Origin of the sequence: Microbispora triticiradicis, from assembly GCF_005864065.1 — a bacterium.
In the GTDB taxonomy this organism is placed as follows: Bacteria; Actinomycetota; Actinomycetes; order Streptosporangiales; family Streptosporangiaceae; genus Microbispora; species Microbispora triticiradicis.
Window position 1 is genome coordinate 45,109 of the sequence record NZ_VANP01000022.1, and the last position, 13,681, is coordinate 58,789.

The window sequence follows — 13,681 nt, forward strand, 5'->3', positions numbered from 1 at the left end:
CTGAATCCATGTTGAGGGGAGTGTCCGGGTGGCCGAGGTGCACGCCGAGATGGTGGCGAACGTCTGGAAGATCGTCGTGAGCGAGGGCGACGTCGTCGACGAGGGCGACACGCTGGTGATTCTGGAGTCGATGAAGATGGAGATCCCGGTCCTCACCGAGGACGCGGGGACCGTCACCAAGCTCCAGGTCAAGGAGGGCGACGTCGTCCAGGAGGGCGACCTCATCGCCGTGATCGACTAGAGACGGGCGAGGAAGCGCTCGCGGTCGACGACGACCCGTTCGATCGTGCCGGTGGCCACCTGGGCGCCGGTCTTGTCGACGGCGCTGACGGAGAAGACGAGCCGCCTGCCGTCCACCTCCGTGAGTTCGGCGGCGATCCAGACGTGCATCCCGACGGGGCTGGGCAGGCGGTGCTCGATCAGCACCCTGGTCCCCACCGAGGTCTGCCCGGGCTCCAGGTGCTGGTGGACGGCCTTGACCGTGGCGCCCTCGGCGAACGAGAGCAGCCGGGGCGTCCCCAGCACCGGCACGTCACCGCTGCCGACCCGGATGGCCGTGTCCCCACGCTCCACCATGATGAGGACCTCGGCGCGCAGACCTGGAGCGAGACTCATGCCGTGAGCCTATTGGTTCGGCTTCCGATTGGAAGCGGCCGCAACTTTTCGCGGCGCGGAGACGTCTTAGAGAGGGGCGTCGCAGGAAGCGGCGTCTTGGACAGCGGTGTCTTAAGAAACAGCGGTGTCTCAAGAAGGGGGAAGAGCAGGCGGCCACCGGCTAGGGTGATGCACCGTGGACCTCTTCTGCGATCACTGCGGCCGTCCGGCCGAGGACGGTGATCACGCGGCCTGCCTGGCCGCGAGGACGATGGAGCCACCGCGCTACTGCCCGCAGTGCCGCCGGCGGCTGGTCGTCCAGGTGACGCCGAGGAGCTGGTCGGCTCGGTGCTCGGTGCACGGTGCCAGCGGCGGATAACAGGTAAGCTCGACATCCGGCCCCCGAGCCCGGATCCCTCGCCTTACAGGGTTCCGTGATCCTGTCGTTATCTTCCCGCGACGCGAGCCTGCTTTGTTGGACACCTTCGGGGGTCGAGTGACTTAGGGGGTACGGGGCGCAAATGGTGGCCCAAGGGATGACCCTGGCCGGGCGCTACCGGTTGGACGCCCGGCTCGGCGCCGGGGGCATGGGCGAAGTGTGGCGTGGTGAGGACACGGTCCTCGCGCGCACGGTCGCGGTCAAGGTGCTGCTCCCCGGCCGCCTCGACGACCCCGGATTCGCCGTGCGCTTCCAGGGCGAGGCGCGGGCGATGGCGACCGTCAACCACCCCGGCGTCGTCGACGTCTACGACTACGGCGTGACGGACGTCCCCGGTGACGGCTCGACCGCGTACCTCGTGATGCGGTTCGTGGACGGCGAGCCGCTCGACCGCCTGCTGACCCGGATCGGCCGCATCGGCCCCGAACCCGCGATGGAGCTCATCGCGCAGGCCGCCTCCGCGCTGCAGGCCGTGCACGAGCGGGGGATCGTGCACCGGGACATCAAGCCCGGCAACCTGCTCGTCCGCCCGGACGGCACGCTGGTGCTCACCGACTTCGGCATCGCCCGCGCCGACTCGGGCAGCCGCCTCACCGACGCGGGCATGGTGCTCGGCACCGCGGCCTACTGCGCGCCCGAGCAGGCCGAAGGTGCTCCGGTCACGCCCGCCGTCGACATCTACGCCCTGGGTGTGGTGGCGTACGAGTGCCTGGCGGGCCGGCGCCCCTTCGACGGCGACTCGCCGGTGACGATCGCGCTCAAGCACATCCGCGAGGAGCCGCCGCCGCTGCCGCCGGACGTGCCGCCCGCCGTGCGGGCCGTCGTCGAGCGGGCCATGTCCAAGGACCCGGCGCTCCGCTGGCCGTCGGCCGCCACGATGAGCCAGGCGGCCCGGCAGGCGGTGCAGCCCGGCGCCCAGATACCCGGTGCTCAGACACCCGGCGCCCAGATGCCCGGCGCAGGCATGTCCGGCGAGGTCTCCCGGGCGATGGCCGTCCCCCCTCCGCCAATCGCGGCGACCCAGGCCGGTCCCTACCCGGGCGGGCCCGAACCGGTCCCCTCCACCGGCCACACCTACCGCGTCACCCGCGAGTCGTGGGACGACGCCCCCGCCGTGCCGCCGGCGACCGTCGCGGCGCCGCAGCAGGGCACGCGGGTGTCGCGGCGCGCGGCGGCGAGAGACGCCGCCCAGCGGTCCAGACGGGGCCGCGGGCTGCCGCTCGCGGCCGGAGTGGCGGGAGTCGCCGTCGTCGGGGCCCTGGCCGTCCTGGGGATCAACATGGCCTCGGCCGGGTCCGGCACGCCCGAACCCTCGAACACGGGGCCCCTCATCGTGGAGACCCCCACGCCCAGCCCGTCGCCGTCCCGTTCCCGCCCCCGCAGGACGCCGACCCCGACGGCGGCCGTGCCGTCGGTGCGGCCCAGTTCGCCCAGGCCGAAGCCGAGCCCGACGCCCACCCCGTCGCCGAGCCCGTCCGCCTCTCCCTCGCCCTCTCCCTCGCCGAGCCCGGCCGAGGATCTCGTCGAGGTCCCGTCCGTCGTGAAGGTGACCGAGAGCGTCGCGCTGGCGCGGATCAACAAGATGGGTCTCAAGCCCGCCGGCACCACGACGGGTGAGGGCAAGTGCCGGGGGCTCGTCGTCAGCCAGAGCCCGGCCGCCGGGACGAGGAAGCCCGAGGGCTCTGTGGTCAAGTTCGTCGTGCAGCTGAAGCCCTGCCCGTCCGCCTCGCCCAGCGCCACGCCGAGCCCGTCTCCGGCCCGCACGCCCGCCCCCTGACGGTCACGCCCCGCCCGCCGGAGCGGGCGGGGCGCTCATGCCCGTAAGACGTCAGGCGCCCTCGTCAGACGCCCGAGGTGGTGCGCGGGTAGGCGACGGCCGGGTCGGTCGCGATGTTCACCATGTACGGCACGCCGGAGTCGAAGGCGCGGCGCAGCGCCGGGCCGATCTCGTCCGGCGACGTGACCAGTTCCCCGCCGCCGCCGAGCGCGGTGACGACCTGGTCGTAGCGGCACTCCGGCTGGAGCTCGGCCGCCACGTCGTAGCCGTACAGCATCTGCATGGGGTGCTTCTCCAGCCCCCACATGCCGTTGTTGCCGCAGATCATCACGACCGGCAGCCGGTGCCTGACCAGCGTGTCCACGTCCATCAACGAGAAGCCCGCGGCGCCGTCGCCGAGCAGCAGCACGACCTGCGACGACGGCCGGGCCAGCCGGGCCGCGATGGAGTAGCCGAGCCCGGTGCCGAGGCAGCCGTACGGCCCGGGGTCGAGCCAGCTGCCCGGGCGGCGCGGCTCGACGTACTTGCCGGCGTAGGAGACGAAGTCGCCGCCGTCGCCGATCACCACCGCGTCGTCGGCGAGCACCTTGTTCAGCTCGCCGTAGATGCGCATGGGATGGATCGGGTCGGAGCCGGACTCCAGCAGCGGCACGTCCTCGGCGATCGCCGCCGCCGCCGTCTCGCCCAGCCGGGTCACCCAGGGCTCGTACGCCTTGGGGTTCACCCCGGCCGTGCCGCACGCGGCGCCGAGGCCCCAGAAGAGGAGGGACAGGTCGCCGGACGCCGAGCCCGACAGGCCGGTGTGGGTCGCGAGCTGGGAGGGCGCGTCGACGATGTGCACGACCCGGGCCAGCGGCGCGCCCTCCTTGCCGCCGAACCAGCCGTACGCGAGGCGGAAGTCGAGCGGGGTGCCGACGACGACGACCAGGTCGGCCTGGCTGAACGCGAGGCCGCGGGCACGGGTGACGAGCAGTTCGTGCCCGGCGGGCAGGATGCCCCGCCCCTGCCCGTTGGGCACGACCGGCAGGCGCCACTCCTCGGCGAAGTCCCGCGCCGCCTCCTCCGCGCGGTCCATCCACACGTCCGAGCCCAGCACGAGAAGCGGGCGCTCGGCCTCGGCGATCAGCCGCGCGATGCCGGCGAGCGCCTCGGGGTCGGGCTCCAGCGGCGACGGGGTCAGCGTCTCCGAGTCGTACTCGGCCGACGGCGCGAACAGGTCGTCCATGTGGACGTCCAGGAACACCGGTCCGCGGTGCGGGGCGAGCGCGGTCCGGAAGGCCATCTCCACGTCCTGCCCGATGGAGTCCGCGCCCGATCCGGTGAAGGCGAGCTTGGTGATGGGCTCGAACAGCGGGGGATGATCCATCTCCTGCAACGCCCCGGAGCCCCAGCGCGAGCGCGGGGCGCGCCCGCCGAGGACGACGACAGGGGAGCCGTTGAAGTGGGCGGTCGCGACCCCCGAGACGCCGTTGGTGACGCCGGGACCGGCGGTGAGCACCGCGAGGCCGGGCCTGCGCGTCAGCCGGGCCGTCGCCTCGGCGGCGAACACCGCGCTCTGCTCGTGGCGCACGTCGAGGATGCGCATGTTCTGATGGACGGCCCCGTCGTAAAGGGGGAAGACGTGCCCGCCGGAGAGCGTGAACATGGTGTCCACGCCGTAGGCCTGGGAGACGGCGACGGCGATGTCGCCTGCGTGTTTGGGGGACTCCATAGGGTGAAACCTACCAGTCGGTCACTTTTGCCAACAGACGGACGGCCAATGCCCTCCCGCCACAGGAGAACGTCGGTCACCTCCGCTGATGCCCGTTGCCGCCCGGGATAAGCCAGTCAGAGGGTCTGGGAGAGCGCCTTGATGGGCATCTTGAGATCGGCGAGCAGCTCCAGGTCACGTTCGGGCGCCCGGCCCAGTGTGGTGAGGTAGTTTCCGACGATGACGGCGTTGACGCCGCCCAGCATGCCCTCCCTCGTGCCGAGGTCGCCGAGGGTCAGCTCACGGCCTCCGGCGTACCGCAGGATGGTGCGCGGCAGAGCGAGGCGGAACGTGGCGATCGTCTTCAGCGCCTCGGCGCCGTCGACCAGCGGGTGATCGGCGAACGGCGTGCCCGGCCGGGGGTTGAGGAAGTTGAGCGGCACCTCGTCCGGCGCCAGCTCGCCGAGCTGGGCGGCGAACTCGGCCCGCTGCTCCGGCGTCTCACCCATGCCCACGATGCCGCCGCAGCACAGCTCCATGCCCGCCTCCCGGACCATGAGGCAGGTCTCCCACCGTTCCTCCCAGGTGTGGGTGGTGACGACGCGGGGGAAGTGCGACCGGGCGGTCTCCAGGTTGTGGTTGTAGCGGTGCACCCCCATCTCGGCCAGTTCGTCCACCTGCGCCTGGGTGAGCATCCCGAGCGAGCAGGCGACGTTGATCTCGACGGCCTCCCGGATCGCCCGGACGCCCTCGCGCACCTGGTCCATCAGCCGCTGGTCCGGCCCGCGCACGGCGGCCACGATGCAGAACTCGGTCGCCCCGGTCCGCGCCGTCTCGACGGCCGCCTGGACGAGGGAGGGGATGTCGAGCCAGGCCGCGCGGACCGGAGAGGAGAACTGCCCGGACTGCGAGCAGAAGTGGCAGTCCTCCGGGCAGCCTCCGGTCTTGAGCGAGACGATCCCCTCCACCTCGACCTCGGGACCACACCACTTCATCCGCACCTCGTGCGCCAGGGCGAGCAGGTCCGGCAGGCGGTCGCCGGGAAGCGTCAGGCACTCCAGCGCCTGCGCCGCGTCGAGCCCCCTGCCCTCGTCGAGAACCTGAACGCGGGCGATCTCCAGGATGTCGGTCTTCACGCGGCACTCCCGTCGGTCCGTTGGGGCACTGCTGTCACAGGGGCAGCTTAAAGGTCGAACGGAACGCGGCCGGGTTGAAACCGCCGCCGAACGCGGGAGCCAGGCCCGCCCGCGCCACGCGGGCGAACGCCTCGGGGCCGAGCGACCCCGCGCCCTCCGGCAGCGCGCCGGACAACGGGCGGGCGGCGAGCATCTCCAGGTCGGCGACGTTCGAGCGGTCCGCGAGGCCCGGGACGGCGGGCCAGGAGCCGATCACCACGCCCGCGAGGTCGAGGCCCCGGCCCGCCATCGCCTCAAGCGTCAGAGCGGTGTGGTTGAGGGTGCCCAGACCGGCGCGGGCCACCACGAGCACCGAGGCGTTCAGGCGCCGGGCGAGGTCCGCGAGCGTGCCGCCCTCCTCGTCGTACCGGACGAGCAGTCCCCCGGCGCCCTCGACGAGCACCAGCCGGTGCGACTCGGCCAGTTCCCCGATCCGGGCCGCCGCGGCCTCGATCGACAGCGGCGGCAGGCCGGAGAGGCGGGCGGCGGCCGCGGGGGAGAGGGGGTCGGGATACCGCGCCATCTCGAAGGTCGAGGTCACCCCCGACAGGCGGATCACCTCGTCGAGGTCCCCGGGCTCCCCGGCCGCGACCCCCGTCTGCGCCGGCTTCACCACGGCGGCCGTCGCGCCCCGCGCCACCGCCAGCGCCGCGAGCGCGGCCGTCACCACCGTCTTCCCCACCCCGGTGTCCGTCCCGGTCACCACGAGAATGCTCATGCCGGCAGGCTAGAGCCCGAGCGAGCCGGAAGGGCGCGCCGCCGATCTGGACTGAGGAGCGTGCGGGAGCGAAGCGACCAGAGCGCGACGAGGGAAGGCGGCGGAAGTGAGCGCCCCGATGAGCGAAGCGGGAAACACAGTCAGGGCCTGCGGAGGCGGGTGACGAACTTGTAACGGTCGCCGCGGTAGAGCGACTGGGCGTACTCGACCGGGTTGCCGTCGGCGTCGAAGGCGTGCCGGGTCAGCAGCAGCATCGGCAGGCCGACGTCCACCCCGAGCACCTGCGCGTCGTACGGCGTGGCGAGCACGGTCTCGATGACCTCCTCCGCGTCGGTCAGCCGCACGTTGTAGGCGTTGTGCAGCGTCTCGTACAGCGAGGCGTGCACCTCCAGCTCGCGCCGCAGCCGGGGGAAGCGGCGGGCGGAAAGGTGCGTGGTGTCGATCGACATCGGCTCGCCGTTGGCCAGACGGAGGCGGTGGATGCGCAGCACCCGGCTGCCGGGGTTGACGGCCAGCCGCCGGCCGAGCGTCTCGTCGGCGGTGACGTAGCTGATGTCGAGGATCTTGGTGTCCGGTTCCAGGCCGACCGTGCGCAGGTCGCCCGTATAAGAGGTGAGCTGGAGCACCTGCGCGACCTTGGGCTGCGCGACGAACGTGCCCTTGCCCTGGATGCGCAGCAGCCTGCCCTCGACCACCAGCTCCGACAGCGCCTGCCGGACCGTCGTCCGCGAGGTCTCGAAACGTACGGCCAGGGCGCGCTCGGGCGGGAGCGCGCTGCCCGCGGGGAGGCTCTTGGTGAGCTCCAGGAGACTCCGCTTCACGTCGTAGTACTTCGGCACCCGCGGAGAGTCCTCGCTGTGCTCCGTCACCTGTCCCACCCTCGACCCGGCCCTTTCGTCATCTCGGCCACAGCGGTGAGCGCACCCCGGACCACCACGAGATCATCGGACCGCAGATCGGCACGTGCGGTCAACCGCAGACATGCGCGGCCCTGGGGCACCGACGGTGGGCGGAAGCATCCCACGCGCACCCCGTGATCCGCACACAGGGCCGCCGCGGCGAGCGCGAGCCGGGGCGGGCCGAGCACGACCGGCACCACGGCGGCGGCGGGGTCGGCCGTCTCCAGGCCGAGCCCGCGGGCCAGCGCGGCCAGCTCGCGCGCCCTCTCGCGGGCGCGGGCGGGCAGGCCGGGAGACGCCTCCAGCAGGTCGAGGGCGGCCAGGGCGGCCCCCGCGCACCCGGGCGCGAGGCCGGTGTCGAAGATGAACGACCGTCCCGTGTCGACCAGTGTGCCGATCACCTCGGGGGGGCCCAGGACCGCGCCGCCCTGGGAGCCCAGCGACTTCGACAGCGTGACGGTCCGCACGACGTCCGGCCGGTCGGCGAGACCGGCCGCGTGCGCCGCGCCCCTGCCGTGGTCGCCGACGACGCCGAGCGCGTGGGCCTCGTCGACCACGAGCAGCGCGCCGTGCCGCACGGCGGCCTCGTACAGGGCGCGCAGCGGCGCGACGTCTCCGTCGACGGAGAACACGGCGTCGGTGACGACGAGGGCGTGCTCCTCGTCCCGCTCGGCCAGGACCTTGGCCACCGCCTCGGCGTCGCCGTGCGGCGTGACCACGACCCGCGACCGCGACAGCCGGCAGGCGTCCACGATCGAGGCGTGGTTGCCGGCGTCGGAGACGATGAGCCCGTCCCGGCCGAGGGCGGCGACGGCGGCGAGGTTGGCGAGGTACCCCGATGAGAACACCAGGGCGCGGGACGCCCCCGTGAAGGCGGCGAGCCGGTCCTCCAGCTCGGCGTGCAGCCGGGTCGAGCCCGTCACCAGGCGCGACCCGGTGGAGCCCGCCCCCCATTCGCGGGTGGCGCGGACGGCCGCCTCGACGATCCGCTCGTGCCGGGCGAGGCCGAGGTAGTCGTTGGAGGCGAGGTCGAGCAGCCCGTCGTGGTCGGGCGTGCGCGGGCGCAGGGCGCGCCGCAGGCCCGCCGCCTCCCGCCGCGCCGCGGCCGCGCGCAGTCTGTCCATCGGCCCTGTGCTGCCGGCCCCGTCATGCGGCCCTGTCATGAGGTGCATACTGCCAGGTGACGAAGGTCGATTCGCTTTCGGCCCGGAAGGCGGCGCATCATGCACACGTGCCGACTCTCAGCGACCTGGTGTCTCGTCACACCGCACTCGAATCCGCCGACCTCGACTGGATTCACTCACTGGTCTCGGACTGGCAGCTGCTCGCCGACCTGTCGTTCGCCGATCTGATCCTCTGGGTTCCCGACCAGGGCGGCACGAGGTGGCTGGCGGTGGCCCAGATGCGTCCCACGACCGGTCCCACCGTCTACCACGACGACGTGGTGGGGATGTCCGTGGCGGCGGGAGAGCGGCCGCTGATCGACGTGGCGTGGGCCGAGCGCCGCATCTGCCGGGAGGGCGACCCCGACTGGTCGAGCGGCGTGCCGGTGCGTGAGGAGACCATCCCCGTACGGAGGGGCAGGGAGGGCCCGATCATCGGGGTGATCCAGCGGTCCACCAACCTGTCGTCGGCGCGCACCCCCTCCCGCCTGGAGCTGACGTACCTGCAGAGCGCCTCCGACCTCGCGCAGATGGTGGCGGAGGGCAGGTTCCCGTTCACGGAGGAGGAGCCGCTCCTGGTCAGGTCGCCTCGCGTGGGCGACGGCCTGCTCCGGCTGGACAAGGCCGGCCGGGTCACCTACGCCTCGCCGAACGCCCTGTCGGCGTACCGCCGTCTCGGCCTGCACGCCGACCTCGTGGGCGCGGACCTCGGGAAGACGACCGCCGACCTGTGTTACTCCGACGAGCCGATCAACGAGGATCTGATGCTCGTCGCCAGCGGCCGGGCGCCCCGGGAGACCGAGGTGGAGAACGGCGGCACGGTCGTGCAGCTACGGGCGATCCCGCTGATCGTCGGGGGCGGCCGCATCGGCGCGCTGGTGCTGATCCGCGACGTGACCGAGCTGCGGCGGCGTGAGCGCGAGCTGCTGACCAAGGACGCGACGATCCGGGAGATCCATCACCGGGTGAAGAACAACCTGCAGACCGTGGCGGCGTTGCTGCGGCTCCAGGCGCGCCGCCTGAACAACCCGGAGGGGCAGGAGGCCCTGAACGAGGCCGTGCGGCGGGTCGGCTCGATCGCGATCGTCCATGAGATCCTCGCGCAGATGCCGGAGGAGATGGTGGAGTTCGACGACATCGCCGACCGGGTCATCGCGATGACGGCGGAGGTGTCGGTCGCGCACGTGGCGATCAAGCGGACGGGCGGCTTCGGTGTGCTTCCCGCGGCGGTCGCGACTCCGATCGCGATGGTGCTGACGGAGCTGCTCCAGAACGCGGTCGAGCACGGCTTCGCGCATTCCTCAGGCAACGTGCAGGTCGTCGTCAGGCGGGACGCCGACCGGCTGGAGGTGGTGGTGGCCGACGACGGCAGGGGCCTGCCCGCGGACTTCGACCTGGAGGCGACCGGAAGCCTCGGGCTCCAGATCGTCCGCACGCTGGTCGTCGGCGAACTGTCGGGCCGCCTGGGCGTGGCCGGGAGGGACGGCGGGGGGACCGAGGTGAGCATCAGCATCCCGGTGCAGCCCGCCTGAGGGGTGCGTGAGGGGCACCCCGCTTCGCCGCGGCGGTGTGGGGGATGCCATAGTGGACGCGATGACCGACCGCAATGACGACCGCGACGACCGACATGCTGCGATCGACGTGATGCGACCCACGTGACTCAGATGAAGCGTGACTCGCCTGCAGCGAACGACGTGATGACCGCGACGAGGGTGCGCCGCCGTCCGGTGAACGCCGCTAGGGCATTCACCGAGGACGGTCGCGTACGGCGGCCGGACGGCCGGGGGTCAGACGGCGGCGCGGGCGCGGGCACGAGCCGTGCGGCGCTTGAGCGCGCGGCGCTCGTCCTCGCTCAGTCCGCCCCAGACTCCGGCGTCCTGGCCGGACTCCAGGGCCCACTTCAGGCAGGAGTCGGCGACCGTGCATCGCCGGCACACCTGCTTGGCCTCGTCGATCTGCATGAGCGCGGGACCGGTGTTCCCGATCGGGAAGAACAGTTCGGGGTCCACGTCACGGCAGGCAGCGCGGTGGCGCCAGTCCATGCGTTCCACTCCTTCGTCAGATGGAGCCTTCGTGGCTCCGCTGGCCGTCAACTTTGTGAACTCTTTCACTAACTAGGCCGGACGTTTACCCGGATCCAGGGTTAGGGGCCGGGAAGCGTCCACGCGATCGCCGGGGACCCTTGCGGAGGCTGTGGTCTCCGTAAAGGTCCTACGTTCCGACGTCGTGATTCAGCTTTTCAGCCGTACCAACACCACACAAGAGGTTTGGGACAAGGTTTTGCCCGTCGTGGCTGTCGGATGCGTCACACTATGACTACATGTAACAGGTTAGACGAGGACTTGTAACGCGTCCGGGATAGCGCGAAAGATCACCCACTCGTGTTCTCCCAGGTAGTCGCCGTCGAGCTGGAAGGCTACCGGCCGGGAGGCGAGGAGGGTGAACTCCTCTTCGTCATGCGTCTGAATGAGGTGTTTACCGCGCGGCAATCCCCGGTGTTCTCCGATGATCTGCCGGACCAAGGAGAGCACGGCGGGTGAATTCAACCTGCGGAGCCCGAGCAGATCGAGCCCCGTCTCGAAGCCGGCCCACGGTGTCGGGTTGATCGGACGTGCGCCGGCGTACGTCCACGGCGCCGTGTTCGACACGATCGCCATGAAAATCCCATCCTCTGTCGGCAGGCCGGGACGCGCCAGCCGGATCGCCGGACGCCGCCGGTCGGTCACGAAGAAGTGCCGCACCGCCGTGCTCACGTAGAGGGCGGGCAGCGCGCGGTGTCCCGCGCTCCGCAGACCCTCCACGGCCCGGATGACCTCCGCGTCGTATCCCAGTCCTGCACAAAATGTGAAATATCGGGACCTTTGTTGGTCAGGGCCCGCTCCTGCCCCCGGATCGGGGCCCGAAACCTCGTCGTGCCAAATCGCCTGTCCCAGACCGATGACACGGCGCCGGTCCTCGCGCAGCGCCTCCAGGACGGCTCCGGTCGCCTCGACCGGGTTGTTGGGCAGCCCGAGGGCGCGGGCGAAGACGTTGGCGCTGCCCCCGGGGATGACGATGAGGGCCGGCCGTTCGGTCGCGTGCCCGCCCGGATGCGCCTGGAGCAGCCCGTTGACGGTCTCGTTGATCGTTCCGTCGCCGCCGAGCACCGCCACCGCGTCGAACCCCTTGGCCCGCGCCGTCGCGGCGAGCGCGGTCGCGTGGCCGCGGTACGCGGTCTCCTCGACCGACAGGTCCACGGCGGCGCCGAGCGCCCGGATCAGCACGTCCCGCGTGCGCCGGTGCGTCGAGGTGGCCTTGGGATTCACGAGGAGGAGAGCCCGCATGCCTGAAGGTTAACGAACCGTTTACCGCTTCCGCCGGGTGACGCCTCTCCGGGGAGGGCGACCATCCCTGCGGGTAGGGTTGGGCGTTGTGATCAGCAGTTCCGCCGGCCGTCCCGCCACGCTCACCGTGGCCGCCGCCGTCCTGGCCGCCGAGGGCCTGCTCGCCGTCGTCATGGGCGGCTACGTCGGCGTCGAGACCTTGATCGGCAAGCCCACCGACCTGGTGACCGGCCTCGCGGTGGCCGGGTTCGGCGTGCTCGGCGGGGCCGCCCTGATCTGGGTCGCCTGGGGCCTGTGGCAGGTGCTGCGCTGGAGCAGGGGACCGGCGGTCGTCACCCAGATCTTCGCGCTGCCCGTCGCGATCACGCTGATCCAGTCGGCGCAGTACGGCTTCGGCGTGCCGCTCGTCGTCGCCGCCGTCGTGGCCCTGGTCGCGTTGCTCGCCCCGGCGTCGACCCACGCGCTGATGGGCGAGGACGGCTCCTGATCCCGGTGGGCCTGATCCGGACGGGCCCGATCCCGGTGCCGATCCGGGTGACCGAGCGCCGCCGGGGGGAGTGCGGCGTCCGAGTCGTTCCTGTGATCGGTTCCCCTGATCGTCCCTGATCGTCCGGGGCGTCAGTCTTCGGCGGTCAGGCCCTCGCGGAGCTGGGCCAGGGTCCGGGCGAGCAGCCGGGACACGTGCATCTGCGAGATGCCCAGCTCGGTGGCGATCTGGGACTGCGTCATGTTGCCGAAGAAGCGGAGCAGGAGGATTCTCTTCTCCCGCGGCGGCAGGCGCTCCAGCAGTGGCTTGAGCGACTCCCGGTACTCCACGCCCTCCAGCGACTCGTCCACGATGCCGAGCGAGTCGGAGACCGCGGGAGCGTCGTCGTCGCCCGAGTCGGGCGCGTCGAGCGACACGGTGGAGTAGGCGTTGGCCGACTCCAGGCCCTCCAGGACCTCTTCCTCGGTCATCCCCAGGTGGACGGCGAGCTCGGCGACCGTGGGCGCCCGGCTCTCACGCTGGGACAGCTCGCTTATCGCCTTGGTGAGCGAGAGCTTGAGCTCCTGCAGTCGGCGCGGCACGCGGACCGCCCAGCCCTTGTCGCGGAAGTGCCGCTTGATCTCCCCGACGATGGTCGGGGTGGCGTACGTGGAGAACTCCACGCCGCGCCCGAGGTCGAAGCGGTCGATCGACTTGATGAGACCGATCGTGGCGACCTGCGTCAGGTCGTCGAGCCACTCGCCCCTGTTCCGGAAACGGCGGGCGAGGTACTCCACGAGCGGCAGGTGAAGCTCGACCAGCTCGTCGCGGATACGCTGGCGCCTCGGGTCGTCCGACGGCAGCTCCGAGAGCTCGGCGAAGAGCGTGCGCGCGCGTACGCGGTCCGGCACCGCCGCCGAGTCGCCGGAGGCCATCGCACTCGTCCTTTCCGTCACGACGGCCTCGCCGCGCTCCGGCGCTTACGCAGCATGATCGCCAGATGGTCGGCGTGGTCGGAGATGGCGTCCACGTCGTCGGCCAGTGCGGTCAGCACCATCCAGGCGAAGTCCTCGCGGTTGGGCGAGCTCACGCCGAGGGTGTTCACCTCGACGCGCACCGTCATCTCCGGGCCGGTGAGCTCGAACTCCGCGAGGAGGTCCGTTCCGGGTACGGCGTGGCGCAGCAGCATGGCGCACGCCTCGTCCACCGCGATGCGCAGGTCCTCGATCTGGTCGAGGGTGAAGTCGAGCCGTGCGGCGAGCCCGGCGGTGGCCGTGCGCAGCACGGACAGATAGGCGCTCACGGCGGGCAGCCGGACACTCACAGCATCGCGAATCCCGGTCAGATCCACCGCAGGCGTCTCGGTTTCCTCGGTCACGTTCCTCCTCGCCCCTTCGAGCCGGCTCACTGCCCGCTGACTGCAACTTACCGCCACTT

General features: G+C 71.8%; 15 protein-coding genes. 5 read left to right on the top strand and 10 right to left on the bottom strand.

The genetic code is table 11. The annotated features are described in order from the left end of the window. Window positions 1-28: 28 nt before the first annotated feature. Window positions 29-241 (top strand): biotin/lipoyl-binding carrier protein, encoded by a 213-nt coding sequence (locus FED44_RS33690; RefSeq protein WP_117408812.1) that lies wholly within the window; start codon window positions 29-31, stop codon window positions 239-241. Here the strand turns inward: FED44_RS33690 and FED44_RS33695 are convergent. Next, window positions 238-615: a thioesterase family protein gene (locus tag FED44_RS33695; RefSeq protein ID WP_117408811.1), complete on the bottom strand. Its 378-nt coding sequence runs from the start codon at window positions 613-615 to the stop codon at window positions 238-240. The two genes, FED44_RS33690 and FED44_RS33695, sit on opposite strands and share 4 nt — an antisense overlap. Before the next feature lie 175 nt (window positions 616-790). On the opposite strand from FED44_RS33695, the gene bsaP reads away from it, so the two are divergent. Both bsaP and FED44_RS33705 read left to right on the top strand, forming a co-directional pair. Beyond that, window positions 791-973 (top strand): biotin synthase auxiliary protein BsaP, encoded by a 183-nt coding sequence (gene bsaP, locus FED44_RS38635; RefSeq protein WP_117408810.1) that lies wholly within the window; start codon window positions 791-793, stop codon window positions 971-973. 142 nt (window positions 974-1,115) lie between these two features. Then, window positions 1,116-2,810: a serine/threonine protein kinase gene (locus tag FED44_RS33705; RefSeq protein WP_187406046.1), complete on the top strand. Its 1,695-nt coding sequence runs from the start codon at window positions 1,116-1,118 to the stop codon at window positions 2,808-2,810. A 64-nt stretch (window positions 2,811-2,874) separates the two neighbouring features. Here the strand turns inward: FED44_RS33705 and FED44_RS33715 are convergent, their stop codons facing one another. The 5 genes from FED44_RS33715 to FED44_RS33735 all read right to left on the bottom strand — a co-directional run bounded on the left by FED44_RS33715 (window position 2,875) and on the right by FED44_RS33735 (window position 8,416). After that, window positions 2,875-4,521: an acetolactate synthase gene (locus FED44_RS33715; RefSeq protein ID WP_117408808.1), complete on the bottom strand. Its 1,647-nt coding sequence runs from the start codon at window positions 4,519-4,521 to the stop codon at window positions 2,875-2,877. Window positions 4,522-4,637: 116 nt separating this feature from the next. Further along, entirely contained in the window at window positions 4,638-5,636 is a 999-nt protein-coding gene (gene bioB, locus FED44_RS33720) for a biotin synthase BioB (RefSeq protein WP_117408807.1), read from the bottom strand. 34 nt (window positions 5,637-5,670) lie between these two features. Continuing rightward, window positions 5,671-6,393 carry a dethiobiotin synthase gene (gene bioD, locus FED44_RS33725; RefSeq protein ID WP_117408806.1) on the bottom strand — a complete coding sequence of 241 codons (723 nt, stop codon included), beginning with the start codon at window positions 6,391-6,393 and terminating at the stop codon, window positions 5,671-5,673. 140 nt (window positions 6,394-6,533) lie between these two features. After that, window positions 6,534-7,262 carry a GntR family transcriptional regulator gene (locus tag FED44_RS33730; protein WP_208759319.1) on the bottom strand — a complete coding sequence of 243 codons (729 nt, stop codon included), beginning with the start codon at window positions 7,260-7,262 and terminating at the stop codon, window positions 6,534-6,536. Continuing rightward, entirely contained in the window at window positions 7,259-8,416 is a 1,158-nt protein-coding gene (locus FED44_RS33735; RefSeq protein ID WP_244302488.1) for an 8-amino-7-oxononanoate synthase, read from the bottom strand. The genes FED44_RS33730 and FED44_RS33735 overlap by 4 nt, the downstream gene beginning before the upstream one ends. A gap of 107 nt (window positions 8,417-8,523) precedes the next feature. On the opposite strand from FED44_RS33735, the gene FED44_RS33740 reads away from it, so the two are divergent. After that, window positions 8,524-9,987, top strand: a complete 1,464-nt coding sequence (locus FED44_RS33740) for a PAS domain-containing sensor histidine kinase (RefSeq protein ID WP_111700806.1) — start codon at window positions 8,524-8,526, stop codon at window positions 9,985-9,987. 255 nt (window positions 9,988-10,242) lie between these two features. Here the strand turns inward: FED44_RS33740 and FED44_RS33745 are convergent, their stop codons facing one another. Further along, window positions 10,243-10,497, bottom strand: coding sequence for a WhiB family transcriptional regulator (locus tag FED44_RS33745; RefSeq protein WP_111700805.1), 255 nt, complete (start codon window positions 10,495-10,497; stop codon window positions 10,243-10,245). A 288-nt stretch (window positions 10,498-10,785) separates the two neighbouring features. Further along, window positions 10,786-11,778, bottom strand: coding sequence for a diacylglycerol/lipid kinase family protein (locus FED44_RS33750; protein WP_111700804.1), 993 nt, complete (start codon window positions 11,776-11,778; stop codon window positions 10,786-10,788). A gap of 88 nt (window positions 11,779-11,866) precedes the next feature. On the opposite strand from FED44_RS33750, the gene FED44_RS33755 reads away from it, so the two are divergent. Next, window positions 11,867-12,265 carry a hypothetical protein gene (locus tag FED44_RS33755; RefSeq protein WP_244302490.1) on the top strand — a complete coding sequence of 133 codons (399 nt, stop codon included), beginning with the start codon at window positions 11,867-11,869 and terminating at the stop codon, window positions 12,263-12,265. A gap of 131 nt (window positions 12,266-12,396) precedes the next feature. Here the strand turns inward: FED44_RS33755 and FED44_RS33760 are convergent, their stop codons facing one another. Continuing rightward, window positions 12,397-13,179, bottom strand: a complete 783-nt coding sequence (locus FED44_RS33760) for an RNA polymerase sigma factor SigF (RefSeq protein ID WP_187406047.1) — start codon at window positions 13,177-13,179, stop codon at window positions 12,397-12,399. Window positions 13,180-13,196: 17 nt separating this feature from the next. Beyond that, complete coding sequence (locus FED44_RS33765) at window positions 13,197-13,622, bottom strand: ATP-binding protein (protein ID WP_111700803.1); 426 nt, start codon at window positions 13,620-13,622, stop codon at window positions 13,197-13,199. Window positions 13,623-13,681: the final 59 nt, after the last annotated feature.

Excerpts from the sequence above, each read along its gene's own strand:
- FED44_RS33695 (WP_117408811.1), bottom strand. The coding sequence starts at position 615 with ATGAGTCTCGCTCCAGGTCTGCGCGCCGAGGTCCTCATCATGGTGGAG.
- FED44_RS33705 (WP_187406046.1), top strand. The coding sequence starts at position 1,116 with ATGGTGGCCCAAGGGATGACCCTGGCCGGGCGCTACCGGTTGGACGCC.
- FED44_RS33715 (WP_117408808.1), bottom strand. The coding sequence starts at position 4,521 with ATGGAGTCCCCCAAACACGCAGGCGACATCGCCGTCGCCGTCTCCCAG.
- bioD (WP_117408806.1), bottom strand. The coding sequence starts at position 6,393 with ATGAGCATTCTCGTGGTGACCGGGACGGACACCGGGGTGGGGAAGACG.
- FED44_RS33735 (WP_244302488.1), bottom strand. The coding sequence starts at position 8,416 with ATGGACAGACTGCGCGCGGCCGCGGCGCGGCGGGAGGCGGCGGGCCTG.
- FED44_RS33745 (WP_111700805.1), bottom strand. The coding sequence starts at position 10,497 with ATGGACTGGCGCCACCGCGCTGCCTGCCGTGACGTGGACCCCGAACTG.
- FED44_RS33750 (WP_111700804.1), bottom strand. The coding sequence starts at position 11,778 with ATGCGGGCTCTCCTCCTCGTGAATCCCAAGGCCACCTCGACGCACCGG.
- FED44_RS33760 (WP_187406047.1), bottom strand. The coding sequence starts at position 13,179 with ATGGCCTCCGGCGACTCGGCGGCGGTGCCGGACCGCGTACGCGCGCGC.